This is a genomic window from Kitasatospora sp. NPDC056531 (genome assembly GCF_042794375.1).
Taxonomy (GTDB): Bacteria; Actinomycetota; Actinomycetes; order Streptomycetales; family Streptomycetaceae; genus Kitasatospora.
This window is the reverse complement of record NZ_JBHTTU010000001.1, coordinates 359,909-381,608: the sequence shown is the minus strand read 5'-3', so window position 1 is coordinate 381,608 and position 21,700 is coordinate 359,909. Positions and strand designations below refer to the sequence as shown.

Sequence of the window (21,700 nt, the reverse complement as noted above, 5' to 3'; positions counted from 1 at the left end):
TCGGTGTCGTGCGCTAGGTTCCTGTCGGCGCATCAGAACACGGTGGGGCGACGGGGGCAACCATGGCCGAGGTGATCACGGAGGGGCCGGTCGAGCTCCAGTTGGAGCGGTACCGCACGGAGTTGACGGGCTACTGCTACCGCATGCTCGGCTCGGTCTTCGAGGCCGAGGACGCGGTGCAGGAGACCATGATCCGGGCCTGGCGCGGGCACAAGGGCTTCGAGGGCCGGGCCGCGCTGCGCTCCTGGCTGTACCGAATAGCCACCAACGTCTGCCTGGACGCGCTGAACGGCCGGGGCGCCCGGGCCCGTCCGATGGACCTGGCCGGGCCGGTGACGGTGGCCACCGCGAGCGGCACCCAGCTGCCCGAGGTGACCTGGATCGGCCCCGCGCCGGACGGCCGGGTGCTCCCCGAGACGGGGGACCCGGCCGAGGTGGCGGCCCAGCGCGAGTCGGTGAAGCTGGCCTTCGTCGCCGTGCTGCAGCGCCTCGCGCCCCGGCAGCGGGCGGTGCTGATCCTGCGCGAGGTGTTCGGCTGGAAGGCCGCCGAGGTGGCCGAACTGCTCGGTGTCACGGTCGCCTCGGTCAACAGCGCGCTGCAGCGGGCCCGCGCGGTGCTCGCCACGGACGCCTCGGCCGTCCGCCCGGCCCCGGCACTGGACGCGGACCACCGCGCGCTGCTGGACCGCTACGTCCGCGCCTTCGAGGCGTACGACATGGACGGCCTGGCCGCGCTGCTGCACGAGGACGTCACGCTCAACATGCCGCCGTTCGCGATGTGGCTGCAGGGGCAGGACGAGATCCGGGCCTGGATGCTGGGCCCGGGGCACGGCTGCCGGGGCTCCCGGCTGCTGCCGGTGACGGCCAACGGCGGCCCGGCCTTCGCCCAGTACCGGCCGAGCCCGGCGGGCGGGCACGAGCCATGGGCGCTGGTCGTCCTGGAGGTGTCAGGGGGCCGGATCACCGGCTTCACCAACTTCCTGGACACCGACGTGCTCTTCCCGCTCTTCGGCCTCCCGCCCCGGCTGGACGCCGAGTAGCCCCGCCGGCTCCGCGAGTGCCGTCAGTGCCGCCGACTCCGCCGGTTCCGCGAGGTCCAGCGGATCCGCCGCTCCCGGTAGCAGTGCCGAGAGCCCGCTGAACGCGAGCAGCTCCCGCAGCCGGCCGCCCGCGTTCAGCAGCACCAGGCCGACCCCGTGCCGGGCGGCGGCCAGCCGCAGCCGGGCGAGGGCGTCGACGACGGCCAGGTCGGGGGCGGTCAGCGCGCCCAGGTCACAGGTCAGTACGGCTTCGTCCGGTGTGGTTCTCATACCGGTTGGACCCTCGGGAGGGCACGGACTCATCGGTCCGGGGCGGATCCGCGTCGGACCGCCCGATGGCAGAGTGGGCGGCGACCGCACCCACCCTGCCCGAGGAGGAGCACAGTGACGGCCGAGCCCTTGAGGTCCCGCGAGGAATGGTTGGCCTCGCTGCCCCGGATCTACGCGGCAGCGGGCTGCCTGCTGCGCGACGAGTCCGGCCGGATCCTGATCGTGAAGGCGGGGTACCGCGAGCACTGGCAGTTCCCGGGCGGAACGATCGACCTGGGCGAGGGCCCGGTCGAGTGCGCCGTGCGGGAGTTGGAGGAGGAGACCGGCATCGTGGGGGAGGCCGGCGAGCTGCTGGCCATCTCCTGGACCCACCCTTCGGGTGAACTGGACCACCCGGCCGAGCACTTCATGTTCGACTTCGGCACCGTCCCGGACGGCACCCCCGTGACCGTCCCGGCCGGCGAGCTGGACACCTTCCGCTGGGCCCCCGTCGAGGAGGCCCTGGAACTGCTCGGCCCGGCCCGTTCGGCCCGACTGCGGGCGGCGCTGGAGGCGGCCGTCGACGGCCGGGTCCGGATCGTCACCACCCACATCTCCGGGTTCTAGCGCGCGGTCGACCGCAAGCGCCCGGAAGTGCCCGGAAGCGCCTTGCCCCGGAGGGGAGTTCCCTCCGGGGCTGCTTGCGTCGGTTGGGGTCAGCCGAGGTCGGCGCGGTACCAGTCCCAGCTGCCGTTGACCTTGTCGTTGTTGTCCCAGGCGTCGACGGGGGTGTTGAAGGTCGAGCCGTTGCTGGCGAACTTGTACATCGTCAGCATGTTCTTCCCGGAGGTGTCCTGGCCGGCGTTGTACATCACGGCGAGGTCGGACTTGCCCGTTCCGCTGAACTTGCCCGCGACCAGCTTCGCCTTGTCCCAGGTCCAGCTGCCGTTGACCTTGTCGTTGTTGTCCCACACGTTGACCGGCGTGTTCAGGGTGGAGCCGTTGCCGGCGAACTTGTAGAGCGTGACCAGGCCCTTCCCGGAGGAGTCCTGTCCGCTGTTGTACATCACGACGATGTCGGACTTGCCGGTGCCGCTGAAGTCACCGGCGACGGCCTTCACCGAGTTCCAGTTCCAGCTGCCGTTGACCTTGTCGTTGTTGTCCCAGATGTCCACGGGGGCGTTGAAGGTCGAGCCGTTGCTGGCGAACTTGTAGATCGTCAGCATGTTCTTGCCCGAGCTGTCCTGTCCGCTGTTGTACAGGACGCCGATGTCGTCCTTGCCGGTGCCGCTGAACTTGCCGACGACCGGCTTGATCGAGTTCCAGTTCCAGCTGCCGTTGACCTTGTCGTTGTTGTCCCACACGTTCACCGGGTTCAGGACGCCGCCCGAGCCGTTGTTGGCGAACTTGTAGATCGTCAGCATGTTCTTGCCCGAGCTGTCCTGCCCGTTGTTGTACAGGACGGCGATGTCGGCCTTGCCGGTGCCGCTGAAGTCACCGACGACCGGCTTCAGGTTGTTCCAGTTCCAGCTGCCGTTGATGTTGTCGTCGTTGTCCCACATCTTCACCGGGTTCTGGAAGCCACCGGATCCGTTGTTGGCGAACTTGTAGAGCGTGGTGAGGTACTTGCCCGTGCTGCTCTGTCCGCTGTTGTACATCACGACGATGTCGGACTTGCCCGTCCCGCTGAAGTCGCCCACCAGGATCTTGGCGTTGTCCCAGGTCCAGCTGCCGTTGACCTTGTCGTTGTTGTCCCACACGTCGACCGGCGTGTTGAACGTCGCGCCGTTGCTCAGGAAGGTGTACAGCGTCACCAGGTTCTTGCCGGAGGCATCCTGTCCGCTGTTGTACAGGACGGCGATGTCGTCCTTGCCGTCACCGTTGAAGTCACCGGTCGTCGTGGTCGCCGTACCCCGGTTCGCAACGAAGAAGGTGATCGGTGCGGAGGCGGTGCCCGCGGCACCGGCGGCGTTCTTCGCGCTCACCGTCAGGGTGTGCGGGCCGTCGCCCAGCTTCCTGGTGTCGAACGACGCCGAGTAGCCGGGGCCGGAGCCCGTGGCGGAGGCGACCGGGTTGCCGTCGATGGAGAAGTCGGCTTCGGTCGGCGTGCCGGCGCTCTCCGAGACCGACGCGGTCAGGTTGATCTGGCCGCTGACGATGGTGCCGGTGGAGAGGCCGGTCACCGAGGCGACGGCGGGGGACGCGTCGTCGGCGATGTTGTTGTAGCGCAGCGCGGTGTAGTAGCTGGTGGGCCAGCCTTCGACGGTGGAGTTGTTGATGTTGGCGGAGGTCGGCCCGTGGGTCGGGTTGTGGGAGTTGCTCTCCGCGTAGTAGGTGAAGTCGCCGGTCGACTTGTCGGTCCAGTTGGCGAACAGGAAGGTGTGCTCGTCGGTGTAGTCGAGCGCGTCACCGGGCTGCAGGTCGGAGAAGCCGATCTTGGTGGAGACGTTCGGCAGGGTCTGGGTGACCAGGCTGTCGGTCAGGTGCCAGGCCATGGAGACGAACCCGGAACAGTCCTCGCGGTAGGTGCCGTTGGCGTCGCTCTTGTAGCCCGACTGGTTGTAGGGGACGCCCTCGTCGACCCAGCTCTGTGCGCGGGCCAGCACCTCGCCGCGGGAGATCGTGCCTCCGGCGCTCGAAGCGGCGTGGGCGGCGGGCATGGCGATGAAGAGCGAGGAGGCGGCACAACCGGCCACGACGACGGCGGTCGAGCGGAGGGCGGCACGGGTGATACGAGGCATGGCGACGTGGTCCTGACGGGTGGAAGGAAGGTCTTCGGCGTGCTGCGAGCTACTTCGTGGCGCTCGCGGAGTTCATCTGGTCGGCGAGAGCGGTGAGTGCCGACTGGTCGTCCTTGGTGGCGTACGTGGCGCCGCTCTCGGCCGGCTCCGGGAACTGCAGGACGGTCAGCAGGTTTCCGCGCTGGACGAGGTAGATGTGGCTGGTCTGGGGCCCGGCTGCGGACATACCGCCGACGGCGGTCCACTGGCGGGCGTAGGCGGTGCCGTCGGTGGTGGTGGCGGTCCGGCTGACCTGGGCGTCGGCGCTCACGTGGGCCTTGGTCTGCAGAGCGCGGGAGGCGTCCTGGCAGCTGTCCATCGTGGCCAGCAGCGACTGGTAGGTGCGCTGGGCGGTGGCCGGGTCGGCGAAGCTGAACGAGTCCTGGATCGCGGGGGTCTTGAACGCACTGACGTAGCCCTGCTGCTGCCAGGTCAGGGCGCCGTGGACGGACGCGCACTCGTTGAGGCCGATGTCGTGGGTGACGGGCTGCGTGTGCGGGGGTGCCATTGGCTTCCAGGAGGCCGCGGCGTTGTCCGGCAGCTTGGCCGGCGCCAGCGGCGGCGGCGGGGTCGTGGCGCTCGGCGCGGTCGAGGGAGCCGCGGAGTCGGCCGATGCCGACGGCGCGGCGGTTGCGGGAGCAGGCGCGGGAGCAGGCGCGGTGGCAGGGGCGACAGCCGGGGCAGCGGCGGAGGCGGCAGGACCACCGGGGGCAGCGGCGGACGGGGAGCCGGAGGGTGCGGCGGAGGGGGAGCCGGAGGGAGCGGCGGAAGCGGCCACCGACTGATCGGGCGCGGCGTCCGCGAAGCCGCTCACGGCCAGAACCGCAGCGACCAGAGCCGGGGCGCCGGCGAAGAGGGCGATGCGCCGGATGCTGTGCTGAGACATCGGGAATTTCTCCGTGAGCGACTGGGAAAAGACCGGATTCATGGGGTGGTGGAATTCAGCTGTAGATCCCTGGAATTCCGTAGAGGGAAAGTGCCGTGGCGTGCCGCGCTCTGCGCAGCAGGTCCTCGGACTGCGCCTTCGCCTGTTCCTGACCGCCGATCCCGCGGCTGAGGAAGAGCGTCAGATCGATTCCGCCCGCCTCGGCCCGGGCCCGGACGTGCTCCAGTCGGTCGGCCGGTGTGGCGTGCGCCCAGAGGACGTCGTGCACCAACTGGGCGTCCGCGTCCGTGGGCTCGTCGGCGGTGAAGGCCGGTTCCAGGCGGGTAAGGGCGACGTACATCCGCTCAGTCCCACCCGATGCCCGAGGCCTGGGTGGCCTGGGTGGTGGTGGCGCCCGCCGGGGCGACGTCCCAGCCGATGCCGCTCAGGGCGCTCGCGGCCGGTGCGGCGGAAATCATGAGCGCGCCGACCGCGGCAAAACCGGTGACAATTCGAGCGACCCTGGACATGGCAGTACCCCCGTACGAAATCGAATGATTGGCTGCGCGGATTTTCCCGCGGCTTCCGTCGGTTCCGGTCTTTTCTCGTCCGGCGTTCCCGACGAGGGATACTCTGCCGGACCGGAGGGCCGCTGGGGAGGGGTTTCGGCTGGCACCAAGCGTCCTGGCACCTTGGTGCCAGGACGGCCGCACCGGCAACCGCCTTGCGAGCTTCTTGGGTTGATTCGCCCCTTGAATCCGTTTTCTTGCACGGCCTGTATACGACTGAAATGATCATGGGCGCACGGGTGCGAACACCGTGTCGACCAGGGGGATCTTGATGCAGGACGTACTGGGCCTTCTAGGGCTCGAAGCCACCGCCGCCGCCGTCTACGAGACCATGCTCGCCAGCTCCGCCCACGGGGTGGCCGAGCTGAGCGCACGGCTCTCCGTGCCGGAGTCGCAGGTCCGCGACGCGCTCGACCAATTGGCCGACAGTGCGCTGCTGCGGCCTTCCCGCGACGCGCCGGGCACCTTCCGGGTGGTCAGCCCGGAGCTGGCCCTGGAGGCCGCCCTGCGCCGACAGGAGCGGGAGTTGCTCCGCCGCCAGCAGGAGCTGGTCGCACAGCGGGCCGCCGCCGCCCGCGCGGTCTCCGAATACGCCGACCAGCGCCCGCTCGTCGAGCACGAGGGCAGTGTGCGCCTGGTCGGACTGGACGCCATCCAGGCCCAGTTGGAGGCGCTGGCGCGGGAGCTCAGCACCGAGTGCCTGAGCGTGATGCCGGGCGGCGCCCAGTCGCAGGCCAGCCTGGACGCCTCCCGCCCGCTGGACGAGGACGCGATGAGGCGGGGGATCTCGCTGCTGACCCTCTACCAGAACAGCGTCCGCAACGACGCGGCCACCTTCGGCTACGCGCGCTGGATGACCGGGCTGGGCGGGCAGGTGCGGACCGCCCCCGTGCTCCCGCCCCGGCTGCTGGTCTTCGACCGGAAGGTCGCCGTCGTCCCCATCGACCCCGCGAACACCCGGCGGGGCGCGCTGTGCACCCGCGAGCCGGCCATCGTCGCCAATCTCGTCGCCCTGTTCGAGCAGGCCTGGGAAACCGCCGTCCCGCTCGGCGCCGACACCACCTCCGGCTCCGAGGCCGAGTCCGGGCTCAGCCCGGTCGAGAAGGAACTGCTCAAACTGCTCGCGTCCGGGCTCACCGACGAGACCGCGGCCAAGCGCCTGGGCGTCTCGCTGCGCACCGTCCGGCGGCAGATGGCCGCGCTGATGGAGCGCCTCGACGCCAGCAGCCGCTTCGAGGCCGGCCTGAAGGCGGCCCGGCTGGGCTGGCTCTGACCACCCCCCCCGAGGGCCGGTCGCCGGCGCCGACCGACTCGACCGCCGCCCGGCCCGTTCGGCCCGACTTCGGCCCGACTGCGGGCGGCGCTGGAGGCGGCCGTCGACGATCGGGTCCGGATCGTCACCACCCGCATCTGCGGGCTCCAGGCCAGGCCTTGGCGCGCGGTTGACCGGAAGCGCACGGAAGTGCCCTGCCCCGGACGGGAGTTCCGTTCGGGGCGGGGCGCCGGTTCCTCACTGCTGCTGCTCGGCCTCCGCGTCGCGGGCGGCGATGATGGCGGCGATGGCCTCCGAGGTGAAGGTCTCCGCCTCGGACTTGTCCACCTTCAGCCCGGCGAGCACGCCCTGCCCGTTCTCCCACTCCAGCAGCGCGAGCAGGATGTGCTCGGTGCCGACGTAGTTGTGCCCGAGCTTGAGCGCCTCGCGGAAGGTCAGCTCCACCACCTTCTTGCCCTGGGCGCCGTACGGGATCAGCGCCGGCACCGCCTGCTCGACCGGGGTCGGCAGGACGGCGGTGGCCGCCGCCCGGACGGCCTCCGGGGTGACGCCCTGGGCTGCGAGTGCCTTGAGCCCGATGCCCTCGGGCTGGTCGAGCAGGCCGAGCAGGATGTGCTCGGCGGTGATCTCGGCGTTGCCCGCCTGCCGGGCCTCCTCCTGCGAGGCCACCATGACCTTGCGGGCCCGGGCCGTGAACCGGGAGAAGCCCTGGCTGGGGTCGAGGTCGTTCGGGGTGCCCGGGCCCTTGGGGACGAAGCGCTTCTGGGCGGCCTGCTTGCTGACGCCCATGCTGCGGCCGATGTCGGTCCAGGAGGCGCCGGAACGGCGGGCCTGGTCCACGAAGTGGCCGATCAGGTGGTCGGCGAGGTCGCCGAGGTGGTCGGCGGCGATGACCGCGTCGGAGAGCTGGTCGAGCGCGTCGACGTGGACCTTCTTGATCGCGGCGATCAGGTCGTCGAGGCGCAGCGGAGTGGTGTTGGGAACAACGGGATTCTCCATGCGTCAACCATAGGTTGTCGATCCATGATCGTCAACCATCGGTTGACGTTATCCGTGGGTAGTGTCCGCCCGGCCCGGGCCGCGCTCCGGGCCGGGTCCCGTGAGGTCCTCAGGCGGCGGGCAGCAGCCGGTCCCGGACGGCGGCGATCTGGGTCGGCGTGGCCCCCGCCGCGAGCAGGTAGCCCACCGGGTCGAGCCCGTCGAGCGCGGACTCCAGGACGGCCTCGGCGGTGGTCCCGGCCTCGGCCAGCACCGCGTCGATCCGCTGGTACGGGTCCGGCAGGCCGAGCATCCCGTAGAGCGGGCGGACGTTGGGGCCGCTCAGCAGGTAGTCCTCGGCGATCGTGGCCTGGTCGACGCCGGCCAGGGCGAGCAGCAGCAGGGCGGCCAGGCCGGTGCGGTCACGGCCGGCGCCGCAGTGCACCACCAGGCCGCCGGGGCGGGCGCCCGCGATCGCGGAGATCAGCGCGACGGCCGCGTGCGGGCAGTGGTCCAGGTAGGGGCGCAGGGCCAGCGGGGTGCCGTCCAGTCGGCCGTAGGTGTCCCACCAGGCGGAGCCGGCCAGTTCGTCCAGCGGGACGCGGATCAGCTCGACGCCCTCGGGGAGCGGGAGGAGCGGCTGGTACTCCTCGGTGTCACGCAGGTCGACCACGGTGCGGACACCGTGGTCGAGGAGGGCGTCCCAGCCCTCGCGGGTGAGGCGGTCCAGGTTGTCGGCCCGGGCTATCGCCCCGCGGGCGGTCAGCCGACCGGAGGCGGTGGGCAGTCCGCCCAGGTCGCGGACGTTCAGGCAGCCGTCCCAGACGAGGGTGCGGTCCTCGGTGGTGGTCAGCGCGTTCGTCCGCATGGTGGGCTCCCCGGTTCGTCGTTTCGGGGGGTCCCGTTACCCCCTCGTTATAAGGACTCCCGGGGGATTCCGATGGTTCCTGACTGCTCGAATCGTCGGAACCGGCAGTTCAGGCGGTTGTCGATGCCCGGTCGGTCCGGCGGCTCAGGCGGCGGTCGGGTGCTCGGCCTCGGCGCTGACCAGCTTCTCGATCGGCTCGACCGCGATCTGGCCGAGCATCGAACCGCCCACGATCGCGCCGATCAGGAACACGGTGGACAGCCAGGCCATGGTCGAGACCGGCAGGGTGAAGGCGCCGACCACCCGGGCCACGCACTCGGCCAGCAGCGCGGTGCCCCAGATCCCGGCGAAGACCCGCTCGTGGCGGCGGAAGGCCCGCGAGGCGGCCGCCCGGCCCTCGACCAGCCGCTGCCAGGCGCCGGCGCGCTCCCGGTTCCCCTTGGTGACGAACGGCATCAGCATCGGGGTCATCACCGGCCGGCCGACCAGCGCCGAGACCAGGATCGCCAGCGCCACGGTGCCGCTCAGCCCGCCGTCCTTGGCGATCATCATGCGGGCGTCGCCGGTGACGAAGGTGAGCGCCAGGCCCGCCAGGTTGACCACCAGCATCAGAGTGGCCCACAGGTTGAGCTTGCGCTCGCTCAGCAGCCCGAGGACGGTCCGGCCGGCCGGGAAGGCGCTGCTCCAGGCCAGCGCGGCGAACTCGCTCAGACCGCAGACCGAATGCAGCACGTAGTAGCCGGCCAGCGGGGCGACCACGTCGAGGGCGAGCGGGCGGAGCCCGGAGACCAGCGGGTTCGGCGCCTCGGCGTGCGCGGCGCCCCGGGCCGGAGAGGCGGCGGGGGCGGTGGTGTCGGCGGCGCTGACGGTCTGGCTGCTCATGGTGGGTTCCTCCCCGACTGGTGGCCGCGGGCTCCGGCCCGCGTCGTGCCTCCAGTTTTTCCGGCCGACCCCCCGGCGGAGCAGTGCCGTCCGTTGCCGGATCCGCATGACAGTTGTCACGGTGCGCTCCATGACACGCCCTCCGACCTGCACGTTCCCGAGGGGGGACGGACGGCTCGCGGCCCAGCGCGCCCGGCGGCGGACGGCGGCGACGGCGTCGTCCAGGGCGACCGGCACCCGGCGGGTGCCGTCCGGCGGGCTGAAGGTCCGGCGCCGCCCCGTTCGCCCGGATGGCGCATGATGTGGCGGGTGCAGAGTGCAGAACGCCCCGGAGCGGGCACCGGCAGCCCCCTCGGCCGGTCCGGACCAGTCCCTCCCGCCGGCCCGCCGCGGGGCCAGGCCCCCGCTCCCCCCGACCTGACCGAGGCGGTCCGCGCCGCACAGGACGGGGACGAGGAGGCGTTCCGGCTGCTGTTCCGGACCGTCCAGCCGGGCCTGCTGCGCTACCTGCGGGTGCTGGTCGGCGGACGGCCCGAGGACATGCAGGACGCAGAGGACATCGCCTCCGAGGCGTGGCTGCAGATCGCCCGCGACCTGCGCGGCTTCTCCGGCGACGGGGACGGCTTCCGCGGCTGGGCCGCCACCATCGCCCGCAACCGCGCCATGGACCACCTGCGCGCCCGGCGCCGCCGCCCGGTCGCCGACCTGCCCTTCGAGTACCTGGTCGAGCTCGCGGCCGGGGACGACACCGCGGGCGCCGCGCTGACCACCGTCGGCACCGCCGACGCGCTGGCGCTGATCTCCCGGCTGCCCCGCGACCAGGCCGAGGCGGTACTGCTGAGAGTGGTCATGGAGCTGGACGCCGAGAGCGCCGCCCGGGTGCTCGGCAAACGGGCCGGCAGCGTCCGGATGGCCGCCCACCGGGGGCTGCGGCGGCTGGCCAAGCTGCTGGAGCAGCCGCTCGCGTCCGGGGCCGGCATCCCGGCCGCCCGCCGGGCCGAACCGGGGGCCGGAAACCAGCCGTCGGGCCCGGTGAAGGAGTCCGCGGGTGAGTCCGCGAAGGAACCCGCGAAGAGACTCGCGAAAAAAAGTTCTCCGCAGGGTGTGACAGAACGCCGGGCCGCGACGCTGAAGGACATGAGATGAGCACCAACCGATCCCGTCGGATCGACCGTGATGCCGCCGAGCAACTGCTCGGCGGTGCCGTGGGCGGCCCGTCGGCCGGGCAGGACGCCTCGCTCACCGGACCGGACGGTCCCGGGCACGTCGCCCGGGTGCTGGCCGCGGCCGCCGCCCCGGCGACGGCGGCGGAACTGGCCGGGGAGGAGGCCGCACTGGCCGCGTTCCGGGAGGCGAGTCTCACGCCCGACCCCGTAGTGACCCCCGTCCGGAGACGATCGATGGCAACCGCCGCGCTGGCCAGGGCCTTCAGCACGAAGGCCGCTGCCGCCGTGCTCGGAGCCACCGCGCTGTGCGGGGTCGCGGTCGCCGCCGGCACCGGCAACCTGCCGTCCCCCCTGGTCGGCGGCCCGTCCGAGCCGGAGCACACGGTGGCCGTCCCGAGCGGCTCGACCGGCACCTCGTCGGGCGCGTCCGCCTCCGGCACGGGCTCCGCCTCCTCGACCCCGTCCGGGTCCGGCAGGCCGTCCGGCGGCGCCTCCGGCGGGCCGCAGGCGGCCGTCCCCTCCGGCACCGCCGCGCCCGGCACCCCCACGACCGACGGACACGGCGCCCGACCCGTCCTGCCGCCCGAGCTGGTCCCGCTCTGCCAGGCCTTCGCGGACCGCACGGGCAAGGGCGAGCGCCCGCACCAGCTGGCCGCCGACCCGTTCTTCGCCTCGCTGATCGCGGCGGCCGGCGGGGCGGACAGCGTGACGGACTACTGCGACGGGGCCCTCGGCCGACCGGGCGGCGACCACCAGGGCGCCACCGGACAGCCGAGCGCCCCCGGCCGTACCGACTCCGGTACGGGCAACGGCTCCGGGGCCGACGGCGGCAGGAACGGCGCGGACCCCGGCAAGGGCAACGCCAACGGCGGCGGCACCAACGGCCAGGACAGCGGCGGTAGCGGCGCCAAACCCGGCAAGGGCGGCGTGACCGTCCCGACCCCACCGGCCGCACCCACCCCGCCGGACATCCGTCCGAGCAGAACCGTCCCCTCCGAGAACGACCAGTCGGTCCGGAGATGACCCCCAGAACTCCGGGTGGGCGGCGAGCGACTCCCCCCGGGCTCGTCGCCCACCCGGACTGAACCACCCGCACCACCCGCAGGACGCACAACCACCCGAAGACCCCGGGTGGCCGGTCGGCTCCCCCGTGCCCGCCGTCCACCCGGCCCCGGCCCCGGCCGGCCCGGCAGGCGCTCACCCCGGATGCGCCCCGGCCCGGCGGGCCCGGAACGTGCGGCCCGCCCGCCCGCAGTCCGGGCGGGCCGCACCCCCGCGCCGGCGGTCGGGGGACCGCTGCCCGGTCCCCCGGCCGCCACCCCCGGCGCGAAGCCCCTCAGGGGCCCTCAGCGGCCCCTGCCCACCCGCACCGGCTCTCCCGAGAGCCACCCCCACAACATCCACCCGCCCCACCCGGAACCCAGCCCCCGCCCCCGGCCATCCCCAACGACGAGGCGGCTATCGTGCACAGGTGCACGACGCGGCCCGGGACCCCGGGCGCCGCACGTGAGGGGAGCTGCAGGTGATCGGACGGGCGCTGAACGGGCGTTACGAACTCGTCGAGATACTCGGCGTCGGCGGCATGGCCACCGTTTGGCGCGGCGTCGACCGCGTGCTGGGCCGCCAGGTGGCCGTCAAGGTCCTCAACGGCGGCCTGGCGGACGACCCCCGCTTCGCCGAGCGCTTCAGCCGGGAGGCGCAGCACGCCGCGATGCTGGTGCACCCGAGGATCGTCATGGTCTTCGACTCCGGCGTGGACCAGGGCACCCCGTTCATCGTCATGGAACTGGTCCAGGGCCGTTCGCTGGCCGCCGTCCTGGCCCAGCAGCCGCAGCTGCCGGTGGAGCGGGCGGTGGGGATCGCTGCGGCGGTCTGCGAGGCGCTGGCGGTGGCGCACGCGGCCGAGCTGGTGCACCGGGACATCAAGCCCGGGAACATCATGATCACCGACGACGGCGGCGTGAAGGTCGTGGACTTCGGCATCGCCAGAGCGGGCTCCTCCAACAACCTGACCCAGACCGCGAGCGTGCTCGGTACGGCCGCCTACCTCTCGCCCGAGCAGGCCACCGCCTCCGCCCTGGACGGCCGTACCGACCTGTACGCGGTCGGCTGCGTGCTGACCGAGATGCTCACCGGCGAGACCCCGTTCACCGCAGAGACCCCGGTGGCGATCGCCTTCAAGCACGTCAGCGAGCAGCCCCTGCCCCCGTCCGTACGGCGCCCCGGTCTGCCGCCGGCCCTGGACACGGCCGTGCTGCGCCTGCTCGCCAAGAACCCGGCGGAGCGACCCGCCGACGCCGCCGCGGCGCGTGCCGAGCTGCTGGGCACCGTCCCGGGCCTGGCCGTCGGCGACCCGACGGCGGAGCTGCTCGCGACCGCCGCTCCCACCCAGATGCTGCCGCCGGTCGCCCCGGTGCACCCGGACCAGCAGCACACCACCCTGCTCCCGCCCCAGCCGCACCGACCCCCGGCCGCCGCCACCTCGGTGATGGCGCCGATCCCGGTCGCGCCGCCCGCCGCCCCTTCCGCGCCCGCCCGGAACCGCCGCAACAAGCCCCTGGTCCTCGGGGCCCTCGGCATAGCCGGCCTGGCCGGGATCACCGCCCTGGCCCTCACCGCCTTCGACGAGCCTGCCGGCAACGCCGCCGCCAAGCCTGCGGCCACCGCCCGCGCCACCACCCCGGCGGGGGCGCCCACGCCCACCCCGACCACCGGATCGGCCGCCCCCACCACCCCGGCCGGGCTCCCGGCCCCCACCCAGGCCGTACCGCGCAACCAGCCCGCCGCGCTGCAGCTCCAGTCGTTCCGTCAGGCCGTCGCCCAGGCCCCGATCACCAAGGAGCGCGACAAGCAGACGGAGCTGTTGCAGATCCTCGACGACACCGCCGCCCGCCTCAACGAGGGCAACCCGGACGACGCCGCCCAGGAGCTCAAGGCCGCCCAGAAGACGATCAAGGACCTGGGCAAGAAGCACGCCGTCGACGCCCCCACCTACGCCAACTGGAACGCCCGCCTCTCGGCCCTCTTCGCCACCCTCCACGCCACCGCCGCAGACCCGCAGGACGACTGACGCTGCGCCTGGGCGGCCCCGGGCTGACGATCGGTTCCCCCGTCCCGGGTGTCGCCGACCTGCCGCGCGCGGTCGCCTTCCGGACAAGCGTCGAGCCCCTGGTGGGGGTCCACCAGGGGCTCGACGGGAGCTTGTGCGACTCAGGCGGTCGTCTCGGGGCGCTTCGCCTCGGTGGCCTTGGTCACGTTGGTCGGCGTGACGGCCGGACGGTCGGCGGGCTGCTGCGGGGCGGCCGTGCTCTGGGCGGTGCCGGCCTCCGCCGAGGGGTCCTCCTCGCGCATCGCCTTGGTCTCCGCCTTCAGGATGCGCATCGACTTACCGAGGCCGCGCGCCATCTCCGGCAGCTTCTTCGACCCGAACAGCAGGATGACGACCGCCAGCACCACGAAGATGTGCCAGGGCTCAAGACCGTTCCGCAGCATCCCTGGCCACCGGTCCCTTCTTGTCTAGAGTCACGGGGGGCGCTAGCGCCCATGCTCGCCAGTATGCCTGGACCTGACGGCGAACGGATACACCGGACGGGAAACGCTGGCCAAAAACCGGGTGCCGTTCAGGCGGATCATCAGTGCGGGCGGTCGCGTTCCCGGGTGGTCGGTGTGCTGCCTCACACCCGTACCGGCGCCGGTACGTCAGTAGACGAACGGCACCAGCCGCTTGGAGACCGTACGGTACTGCGCGTACGCCGGGCCGAAGGCCGACAGTAGCAGCCGTTCCTCGGCGGCGATCCGCCAGCCGTAGGCGCCGAGCAGCAGCGTGACGACCACCAGGGCCGCCGCCCAGCCCGCCGTACCGAGCGCGTAGCCGCCCCATACCAGCAGGCTGCCGGCGTAGCCGGGGTGGCGGATCGACCGGTACGGGCCGCTGCGGACTAGGTGCTGGGTGTCCACGGTGCGCAGGGTGCGGGTGTAGTAGCGGCCCAGGGTGTGCATGCCCCAGGCCCTCAGCGCCAGCCCGGCGGCGACCAGGGCGACCCCGAACCAGTCGGCCCAGGTGGGCAGTTCGCCGATCGAGGCGCGGCTGAACAGCACCACGACCAGGGCCGACGCGAGGTAGCAGCCGATCAGCAGCCGGGTCGAGCCGCGGTCGCGGTCGTCCGCGCGCCAGCTACCGGCGGCGGTGTCCTCGCGGCGGCGCAGCAACAGCTCGTAGCCGGTCCAGCAGGCGAGGCCGAGCAGGGAGAGCAGGGACGGCAGGGACATGACGGCTCCTGACGGTCGTGGTCACCCCTTCACGGTCCTCCGGCCGGCCCGCCGCGACACGCACCCGGGGGTGGAAGCTCCGGCGTCCACCCCCGGGTGGACGGTCATCGGCCGGTCACTGCGGGCGCCGCGCCAGCAGGTAGCCGCGCCGGGTGGGCGCCTCCTCGGGCAGGCCCTCCCGCTCCAGCCGCGCCTCGACGGCGAACCCGGCCTCGGCGAGACGGGCGGCGACGACGTCGGTCCCCCGGAAGTGGAAGTCCACGTCGACCTCGTGACCCCACCACTCCTCCATCCGCCGCACCTCGTCGCCCAGGTGGAAGGAGACCAGCAGCACCCCGCCGGGCCGCAGCACCCGCCGCACCTCGACGAAGGCCGGCAGCAGCTCCTCCGGCTCCAGGTGGATCACCGAGTACAGCGCCACCGCGGCCGCGAACTCCCCGTCGGCGGCGGGCAGCGCCAGCAGGTCGCCGGTGCGGAACTCCGCCTTCGGCTGCTCCCGCCGGGCCAGCTCGACCATCCGCGGCGACAGGTCGACGCCCACCACTCCGGCCCCCTGCTCGGCCAGCCACCCCGCCACGTGCCCCGGCCCGCACCCCAGGTCGGCGACCACCCCGCCGGCCGCCTCCTCCACGACCACCCCGAGCAGCGCCCGGTCCACCACCTTGTACGCCAACTCGCCTCCGATCCGCCCCAGGTACTCCTCCGCCACCGCGTCGTAACTCCCGCGCACCCGCCCGTGACCAGTCACCATGACCCCACCCTGACACGCCCGCCCGCCCCGGCGCCGGGGCTTTCCCCACCCCGTCCCGAGGCGACCCCCCGAACCCACCCGCCCCTCGACCCGCGGACGGCGGAGAGCCCCCGCCCGGGGTGGGCGGGGGCTCTCGATGACTCGCGTGGATCGGGGCCGTCGGGTGGGTCAGGCGGCAACCGCCTCGGGGGCGGGGGCCGGGGCGGCGGCCGGGAGGTGGCGGAGGAGGCGGTAGGCCAGGAGGGCGGCGCCGAGCGCGAAGAGGAGGCCGACGACGGCGGCGACGTGCAGGCCGTCGGTGAAGGCGTTGCGGGCGGTCTCCAGCAGGTCCGCGCCGAGCTGTCCGGGCAGGTGGGCCGCGACGGCGACCGCGCCGCCGAGGGTGTCCTGGGCCGTGTCGGCGGCCTGGCCGCCGACGCCCGCCGGGAGGGCGCCGTCCAGCTGGTGGCGGTAGACCGCGGCGCCCGCCGCGCCGAGCAGGGCGATGCCGAGCGAGCTGCCGAGTTCGACGGCGGTCTCGGAGGTGGCGGAGGCGGCGCCGGCCTGCTCGACGGGGGCGGCGGAGACGACCATCTCGGCGGTCATCGTCATGGTCCCGACAGTGCCTGCGGCCAGCACGCCCGCCGCGGTGAGGATGAGCGCCAGCGGCGAGTGCGCGCCGACCTGGGTCATCATCGCGAAGCCGGCCGCGCCGACCAGGAAGCCGCCGCCCATCAGCGCCGCCGGGCGGACCCTGCCGGCCAGGGCGGAGCTGATCCCGATCGCCGCGCCGACGCCGACGCTCGGCACCAGCGACCAGAGCGAGGCGGTGAACGGGCTCATGCCCTTGACCAGCTGCAGGTACTGCGAGGTGAAGAGGGCGAAGCCCATCATCGCGAACATCGCGAGGGTGTTGACGCTGATCGCCCCGCTGAAGGTGCGGATCCGGAACAGGCTCAGGTCGATCAGCGGGCTGGCGGCGGTGCGCTGGCGCTGGACGAACGCGGCGGCGACCAGCAGCCCGGCGACGAAGGCGAGCGCGGGCGGCAGGCTCCAGCCGTCCACGGCGAGGGTCTTGATCCCGTAGACCAGCGGCAGGATCGCGGCGAGGGAGAGCGCGGCGCCGGGCAGGTCGAAGCGGCCGGTGCGGGCGGCGGTGCGGTACTCGGGGAGCAGGACGGGTGCGGTCAGCAGGACCAGGACCATGACCGGGACGGCGAGCAGGAAGGCCGAGCCCCACCAGAAGTGGTCGAGCAGCAGGCCGCCCGCGACCGGGCCGAGGGTGGCTCCGGCGGTGAGCATGCCGCCCCAGGCGCCGAGGGCGATCTGCCGCTGCTTGGGGTCGTGGAACATGTTGCGGATCAGCGCGAGGGTCGAGGGCATCACGGTGGCCCCGGCTGCGCCGAGCACGGCGCGGGCGGCGATCAGCTGTTCGGCGCTGCCGGACCAGGCGGCCAGCAGTGAGGCGCCGGTGAAGCCGGCCGCGCCGATCATCAGCAGTCGGCGGCGGCCGATCCGGTCGCCCAGCGCGCCCATTGTGATGAGCAGCCCGGCCAGCAGGAACGAGTACATGTCCATGATCCACAGCTGTTGGGTGCCGCTGGGCGCCAGCGTGGTGGAGATGTACGGGACGGCGAAGAACAGCACGCCCATGTCCATGGACAGGACGAGCGTGGGGAGCAGGAGGACGGCCAGGCCGATCCATTCGCGGCGGCCTGCGCGGCCGGTGGTTGCGGTCATGGGGAAGACAGTACGGACGTGTCAGACGCTTGTCTAGTACGTATGTGTAAATCAATCGTCCTAGACTTCCGTGCAAGACATCTGTGCAGTCCTTCCGTAGGATCGAGGGCATGGGAAACCGCGAAGACCTGATGGCCGGCGCCAAGCGCTGCCTGTACGAGAAGGGTTACGGGCGCACCACGGCCCGCGACATCGCGACCGCCTCGGGCGTCAGCCTGGCTGCGATCGGCTACCACTTCGGCTCCAAGGACGCCCTGCTCAACGCCGCGATGATCGAGGCGATCGGCGAGATGGGGCAGTCCCTGGGCGAGGCGGTCGCCGGCGCGAACCAGGTGTCCGACGACCCGGAGGTGCGCTTCGCCGCCGTCTGGGAGGCGCTCAAGGACGTCTTCGTCGAGCACCGGGGGCTCTGGGCGGCCCAGTTCGAGGCGCTCGCCCAGGCCGGTCACGAGCCCGAGCTCGCGCAGGCGCTCGGGGCGGCGCAGAAGGAGGGCCGGCTCGGGCTCGCCGCACTGTTCCAGGGCCTGCCCGAGGTGCCGGACACCGAGGAGGAGCTGGCGCGCGGCGCCTTCTACCAGACCCTGCTGGCCGGGTACGCCGCCCAGTGGCTGGCCGCGCCCGAACTGGTTCCCAGTGGCCAGGAGTTCCTGCGCGGACTGCGACTGGTCAGCGGCAGCGTGCTGGGGTCCGACGCGCGCCGGTAGGCGCTGGCTAGGCGGTGACGGCCGTCAGCAGTACCACCGAGTCGACGTGGGCGAGCAGCCCGTGCCGCTCCTGCGGGACGGGTGCCAGCTCGCCGACGGACAGTTCCGTCCGCCGCCCGGCGATGGTCAGCGAGACCCGACCGCGCAGCACCTGGACGCTTCCGGCGGTGGGCGGGGTGTGCTCGTCCAGCGCGGTGCCGGCGGTCAGCGCGATCACGGTCTGCCGCAGCACGCCGTCGTGCAGCACCAGGTGGGCGCTGCGGCCGTGCGGGCTCTCGGCCGCCAGGGCCGCGTGCTCCACGGCGAGCTGTTCGAGATCGGGCATCGCTCCTCCTCACCCCGTGCCCAGGGTCGCGGACGCGCTGTCGAACCGCACCCGGAGGGGCCCGGAGCGGGTCACCCGAGGTGCAGCCCCCGCCGACTGCCCCCATCGTGGAGGCATGGCGACCAACCAGAGAATCTTCAGCGGGGTCCAGGTCAGCCGATCGATGCTGGCCGGCGGCCTGGTGCTCACGGGCATCGGCTCGGTGCTCGGCGCGGCCGGGGCGGCGATGGTGTGCGCGGCGCTGCTCACCGCCGGCCGCAACTGGGTGCGCAGCCTGGAGACCCCGCCGACCGCACTCGCCCAGCGGGCCCTGCACGAGGCCAAGGTGGCCTCCGCGGCCGGCTGGGAGGCCTGGCGCGCGGAGCACGGCTCGCCCAACTGAGCCCGCTCGCCCGACTGGGCCCGCTCGCCCGACTGGGCCCGCTCACCCGGCTGAGCCCCGCTCGCTCAACCGGGCATGCCCGTCCGACCGGGCGCGTCCGCCCGTACGGGACGGGCGCGGCGGGCCGTCATGGGGGTACGGCCCGCCGCAGTTCGGAAATCCTCCGGCGCTCCTACGACGCGCCTACAGTCCCAGCGACTTGGCGACGATGCTGCGCATGACCTCGCTGGTGCCGCCGTAGATCCGGAACACCCGGTTGTCGGTGTAGAGCCGGGCGATCGGGTACTCCAGGATGTAGCCGTAACCGCCGTGCAGCTGGAGGCACTTGTCGATGACCACGGAGGCCGACTCGGTGCAGAACAGCTTCGCGGCGGCCGCGTCCGCGACGCTCAACTCGCCGTTCTGGTAGAGCTCCAGCGCGCGGTCCACCATCGACTGCTGCGCCATCACCTGGGACTCGCAGTCGGCCAGGGTGAACTTGGTGTTCTGGAACTCGGCCACCGCCTTGCCGAACACCTTGCGCTCCTTGACGTACTGCACCGCGAACCGCACCGCCGCCGCGGCCGACGCGTACGCGCTGACGGCGATCGCGAGGCGCTCCTGCACCAGGTTGTGGGTCAGGTAGGAGAAGGCCCTGCCCTCCTCGCCGAGCAGGTTCTCCACCGGCACCTTGACGTCGCTGAACGCCAGCTCGGCGGTGTCCGAGGTGCGCAGGCCGATCTTCTGCAGCTTGCGGCCGACGGTGTAGCCCGGCGACGTGGTGTCCACGCACAGGATGGACAGACCGGCCCGGCGGTTCTCCGGGTCGTACGGCGAGGTGCGGCAGACCACCAGGACCAGGTCGGCCAGCACGCCGCCGGTGATGAAGGTCTTGGCACCGTTCAGGACGTAGTGGGTGCCGTCCTCGGAGAGCCTCGCGGTGGTGGTGATGCCCGCGAGGTCGGAGCCGGCGCCCGGCTCGGTCATCGCGATCGCGGTCATGATGTCGCCGGAGACGAAGCCGGGCAGCCAGCGCCGCTTCTGCTCCTCGTTCGCGTACTCCAGCAGGTACGGCAGCACCAGCCCGGTGTGCACGCCGGAGGAGCCGAAGCTCACGCCCGCCCGGGCGGTCTCCTCGGCGACCACCGCCTGGTACTTGAAACCGCTCTCGCCCGCGCCGCCGTACTCCTCCGGCACCTCGATGCCGTAGATGCCGAGTTCGCCGAGCTGGCGGTAGAAGTCGCGCGGCGGGTGGCCGTCGGCCTCCCAGCTCTCGTAGACCGGGACGACCTCGTTGGCGATGAAGTCCCGGATGGTCTCCCGGAAGGCCTCGTGGTCCTCGTTGAACACGGTGCGGCGCACGGCGGCGCTCCCTTCGACGGTGCCGGCCGGAGTACCGGCCACGGCGGAACGGCCCAGGTGGTGGCCCCACAAGTTAATCCCGGGTAGCTTCGACTGTCCAGAGTCGTCCGATCCGGAATTCCGGGCGGACGGGGGCGGCAAGTGAATCCTTGCTAGCCTTTGGACGGCGTTCAAAGAAGCCCCCGGAGGAGGTGCGTCATGGTGGTCCGACGGCCGCCCGGTCGGCGCGCCCAGATCCTCGCGGTGGCCGCCGACCGTTTCCACCGCAGCGGCTACCACCAGGTCTCGATGACCGAGGTCGCCGCCGGGGTCGGCATCACCGCGCCCGCGCTCTACCGGCACTTCCGCGGCAAGCCCGAACTGCTGGACCGCGCCGTCCGGTTGGGCCTGGACGCGCTCGCCGACGGTCTGCGCGCGGCCGCCACCACCGCCGATCTCGGCGCCGTGCTGGCCGCCGTGGCGGTCGGCCACCGCCCGCTCGGCACCCTGGTGCAGCGCGACGCCCGACTGCTGCCGCCGGCCCGCCGGGCGGCCCTGCGGCGCGAACTCCGTGCCGACGCCGCCCTGATGGCCGCCGTGCTGCGCGCCGAGCGGCCCGAACTGGCCGAGGCGGACGCCGAGTTGCTCTGCTGGTCGGCGCTCTCGGCCTGCTCCGGGCTGTCCTACCAGTCGTCCGCACCGCAGCCCCGCCGGGCCGAGGCGCTGCTGCGCGGGATGGTCGCGGCCGTCCTCGCGGTGTCCCTGGACGGTACGGCCGCCGGCCCCGAGGCGGCCGCCCCGGCCACCCCCGAGGCCGCTTCCGGTCCGGCCCCCGCACCCGTACCCGCATTCGTGCCGGAGGCCAGGCCGCGGGCGCGCCGGGAGGAACTGCTCGCGGCGGCCGTCCGGCTGTTCCACCAGCGCGGCTTCGACAACGTCAGCACCGACCAACTCGGCGCCGCCGTCGGCATATCCGGCCCCAGCGTGTACCGGCACTTCGACAGCAAGGCGCAGCTGCTCGCCGCCTCCCTGGTGCGCAGCCGCGAGCGGCTCTGGCACGAGGTGGACGGCGCGATCGCGGCCGCCGCCGGGCCGGAGGCGGCGCTGGCGGCCGGGCTCGGCGCGTACGTCGACTTCGCGCTGCGCAACGGCGACTACCTGGGCGCGATGCTCAGCGAGACCGAGCGGCTGGCCCCGCCGGACCGCCGGGCCGCGGTGGACTTCCGGCGGGACTTCCTGCGCACCTGGGTCGAGCTGCTGCGGCAGGTGCGCCCCACGGTCGACGCGGTGGACGCCCGGATCCGGGTGCACGCGCTGTTCGCGCTGGTCAACGACGGGGTGCGGAACCGCCCGCACAGCACCCGGGCGGACCTCGGGGACTGCCTGCTGCGCCTCGGCCGGGCGGTGCTGGGGCTGTCCTGACCCGCGTGGGCCGACCCGACGCGGCCGGGGCCGACCCGGCGCACGGGTCGGGGGGGGGGGGGGGGGGGGGAGGGGGGGGGGGGGGGCCCCCCCCCCCCCGCCCCCCCTTTCCCCCCCCCCCCCCACCACACCGCTACG

Annotated in this window: 22 protein-coding genes; 9 read left to right on the top strand and 13 right to left on the bottom strand. The window is 73.1% G+C overall.

Annotated features, from left to right (window positions below):
- Nucleotides 1-62: 62 nt before the first annotated feature.
- Nucleotides 63-1,040 carry a sigma-70 family RNA polymerase sigma factor gene (locus tag ACFQ87_RS01905; protein WP_380608569.1) on the top strand — a complete coding sequence of 326 codons (978 nt, stop codon included), beginning with the start codon at nucleotides 63-65 and terminating at the stop codon, nucleotides 1,038-1,040.
- Here ACFQ87_RS01905 and ACFQ87_RS01900 read toward each other — a convergent pair.
- Nucleotides 948-1,310 carry an STAS domain-containing protein gene (locus ACFQ87_RS01900; RefSeq protein WP_380608568.1) on the bottom strand — a complete coding sequence of 121 codons (363 nt, stop codon included), beginning with the start codon at nucleotides 1,308-1,310 and terminating at the stop codon, nucleotides 948-950. The genes ACFQ87_RS01905 and ACFQ87_RS01900 overlap by 93 nt on opposite strands.
- Nucleotides 1,311-1,424: 114 nt before the next feature.
- Between ACFQ87_RS01900 and ACFQ87_RS01895 the strand changes: the two genes are divergently transcribed.
- Complete coding sequence (locus tag ACFQ87_RS01895) at nucleotides 1,425-1,916, top strand: NUDIX domain-containing protein (protein WP_380608567.1); 492 nt, start codon at nucleotides 1,425-1,427, stop codon at nucleotides 1,914-1,916.
- A gap of 89 nt (nucleotides 1,917-2,005) precedes the next feature.
- Here ACFQ87_RS01895 and ACFQ87_RS01890 read toward each other — a convergent pair whose 3' ends face one another.
- The 3 genes from ACFQ87_RS01890 to ACFQ87_RS01880 are packed head-to-tail and all read right to left on the bottom strand — an operon-like array spanning nucleotide 2,006 to nucleotide 5,295.
- The gene (locus ACFQ87_RS01890) at nucleotides 2,006-4,030 is read right to left on the bottom strand and encodes an Ig-like domain-containing protein (RefSeq protein ID WP_380608566.1); all 2,025 of its coding nucleotides are present in this window, start codon (nucleotides 4,028-4,030) and stop codon (nucleotides 2,006-2,008) included.
- A 49-nt stretch (nucleotides 4,031-4,079) separates the two neighbouring features.
- On the bottom strand, nucleotides 4,080-4,955 hold the full coding sequence (locus tag ACFQ87_RS01885; protein ID WP_380608565.1) for a hypothetical protein: 876 nt from the start codon (nucleotides 4,953-4,955) through the stop codon (nucleotides 4,080-4,082).
- A gap of 55 nt (nucleotides 4,956-5,010) precedes the next feature.
- Nucleotides 5,011-5,295 (bottom strand): hypothetical protein, encoded by a 285-nt coding sequence (locus ACFQ87_RS01880; protein ID WP_380608564.1) that lies wholly within the window; start codon nucleotides 5,293-5,295, stop codon nucleotides 5,011-5,013.
- Nucleotides 5,296-5,774: 479 nt separating this feature from the next.
- On the opposite strand from ACFQ87_RS01880, the gene ACFQ87_RS01875 reads away from it, so the two are divergent.
- On the top strand, nucleotides 5,775-6,776 hold the full coding sequence (locus tag ACFQ87_RS01875; RefSeq protein WP_380608563.1) for a helix-turn-helix domain-containing protein: 1,002 nt from the start codon (nucleotides 5,775-5,777) through the stop codon (nucleotides 6,774-6,776).
- A gap of 237 nt (nucleotides 6,777-7,013) precedes the next feature.
- Here ACFQ87_RS01875 and ACFQ87_RS01870 read toward each other — a convergent pair whose 3' ends face one another.
- From ACFQ87_RS01870 to ACFQ87_RS01860, 3 genes are all read right to left on the bottom strand, one after another.
- Nucleotides 7,014-7,775: a Clp protease N-terminal domain-containing protein gene (locus ACFQ87_RS01870; RefSeq protein WP_380608562.1), complete on the bottom strand. Its 762-nt coding sequence runs from the start codon at nucleotides 7,773-7,775 to the stop codon at nucleotides 7,014-7,016.
- Nucleotides 7,776-7,884: 109 nt separating this feature from the next.
- The gene (locus ACFQ87_RS01865; protein WP_380608561.1) at nucleotides 7,885-8,622 is read right to left on the bottom strand and encodes a tyrosine-protein phosphatase; all 738 of its coding nucleotides are present in this window, start codon (nucleotides 8,620-8,622) and stop codon (nucleotides 7,885-7,887) included.
- Nucleotides 8,623-8,766: 144 nt separating this feature from the next.
- Nucleotides 8,767-9,504 (bottom strand): VC0807 family protein, encoded by a 738-nt coding sequence (locus ACFQ87_RS01860; protein ID WP_380608560.1) that lies wholly within the window; start codon nucleotides 9,502-9,504, stop codon nucleotides 8,767-8,769.
- 300 nt (nucleotides 9,505-9,804) lie between these two features.
- Between ACFQ87_RS01860 and ACFQ87_RS01855 the strand changes: the two genes are divergently transcribed.
- The 3 genes from ACFQ87_RS01855 (at nucleotide 9,805) to ACFQ87_RS01845 (ending at nucleotide 13,740) form a co-directional block, all read left to right on the top strand.
- Nucleotides 9,805-10,650 carry an RNA polymerase sigma factor gene (locus ACFQ87_RS01855; protein WP_380608731.1) on the top strand — a complete coding sequence of 282 codons (846 nt, stop codon included), beginning with the start codon at nucleotides 9,805-9,807 and terminating at the stop codon, nucleotides 10,648-10,650.
- Nucleotides 10,647-11,693, top strand: a complete 1,047-nt coding sequence (locus ACFQ87_RS01850; protein WP_380608559.1) for a hypothetical protein — start codon at nucleotides 10,647-10,649, stop codon at nucleotides 11,691-11,693. Before ACFQ87_RS01855 ends, ACFQ87_RS01850 begins: the two co-directional genes overlap by 4 nt.
- A 499-nt stretch (nucleotides 11,694-12,192) precedes the next feature.
- Complete coding sequence (locus ACFQ87_RS01845) at nucleotides 12,193-13,740, top strand: protein kinase (protein WP_380608558.1); 1,548 nt, start codon at nucleotides 12,193-12,195, stop codon at nucleotides 13,738-13,740.
- Nucleotides 13,741-13,880: 140 nt separating this feature from the next.
- Here the strand turns inward: ACFQ87_RS01845 and tatA are convergent, their stop codons facing one another.
- The 4 genes from tatA to ACFQ87_RS01825 all read right to left on the bottom strand — a co-directional run bounded on the left by tatA (nucleotide 13,881) and on the right by ACFQ87_RS01825 (nucleotide 17,409).
- The gene (gene tatA, locus ACFQ87_RS01840; protein WP_380608557.1) at nucleotides 13,881-14,162 is read right to left on the bottom strand and encodes a Sec-independent protein translocase subunit TatA; all 282 of its coding nucleotides are present in this window, start codon (nucleotides 14,160-14,162) and stop codon (nucleotides 13,881-13,883) included.
- A gap of 207 nt (nucleotides 14,163-14,369) precedes the next feature.
- The gene (locus tag ACFQ87_RS01835; protein ID WP_380608555.1) at nucleotides 14,370-14,939 is read right to left on the bottom strand and encodes a methyltransferase family protein; all 570 of its coding nucleotides are present in this window, start codon (nucleotides 14,937-14,939) and stop codon (nucleotides 14,370-14,372) included.
- Between the two features lie 115 nt (nucleotides 14,940-15,054).
- Nucleotides 15,055-15,690 (bottom strand): class I SAM-dependent DNA methyltransferase, encoded by a 636-nt coding sequence (locus tag ACFQ87_RS01830; RefSeq protein WP_380608554.1) that lies wholly within the window; start codon nucleotides 15,688-15,690, stop codon nucleotides 15,055-15,057.
- 168 nt (nucleotides 15,691-15,858) lie between these two features.
- The gene (locus ACFQ87_RS01825; protein ID WP_380608553.1) at nucleotides 15,859-17,409 is read right to left on the bottom strand and encodes an MFS transporter; all 1,551 of its coding nucleotides are present in this window, start codon (nucleotides 17,407-17,409) and stop codon (nucleotides 15,859-15,861) included.
- Between the two features lie 110 nt (nucleotides 17,410-17,519).
- On the opposite strand from ACFQ87_RS01825, the gene ACFQ87_RS01820 reads away from it, so the two are divergent.
- Nucleotides 17,520-18,113, top strand: coding sequence for a TetR/AcrR family transcriptional regulator (locus tag ACFQ87_RS01820; protein ID WP_380608552.1), 594 nt, complete (start codon nucleotides 17,520-17,522; stop codon nucleotides 18,111-18,113).
- 7 nt (nucleotides 18,114-18,120) lie between these two features.
- Here the strand turns inward: ACFQ87_RS01820 and ACFQ87_RS01815 are convergent, their stop codons facing one another.
- Nucleotides 18,121-18,438, bottom strand: coding sequence for a cupin (locus tag ACFQ87_RS01815; protein WP_380608551.1), 318 nt, complete (start codon nucleotides 18,436-18,438; stop codon nucleotides 18,121-18,123).
- A 115-nt stretch (nucleotides 18,439-18,553) separates the two neighbouring features.
- Here ACFQ87_RS01815 and ACFQ87_RS01810 point away from each other — a divergent pair, with 115 nt between their 5' ends.
- The gene (locus ACFQ87_RS01810) at nucleotides 18,554-18,820 is read left to right on the top strand and encodes a hypothetical protein (protein ID WP_380608550.1); all 267 of its coding nucleotides are present in this window, start codon (nucleotides 18,554-18,556) and stop codon (nucleotides 18,818-18,820) included.
- A gap of 183 nt (nucleotides 18,821-19,003) precedes the next feature.
- Here the strand turns inward: ACFQ87_RS01810 and ACFQ87_RS01805 are convergent, their stop codons facing one another.
- Complete coding sequence (locus ACFQ87_RS01805; protein WP_380608549.1) at nucleotides 19,004-20,161, bottom strand: acyl-CoA dehydrogenase family protein; 1,158 nt, start codon at nucleotides 20,159-20,161, stop codon at nucleotides 19,004-19,006.
- A 198-nt stretch (nucleotides 20,162-20,359) separates the two neighbouring features.
- Here ACFQ87_RS01805 and ACFQ87_RS01800 point away from each other — a divergent pair, with 198 nt between their 5' ends.
- Nucleotides 20,360-21,562, top strand: coding sequence for a TetR/AcrR family transcriptional regulator (locus tag ACFQ87_RS01800; protein ID WP_380608548.1), 1,203 nt, complete (start codon nucleotides 20,360-20,362; stop codon nucleotides 21,560-21,562).
- Nucleotides 21,563-21,700 lie beyond the last annotated feature (138 nt).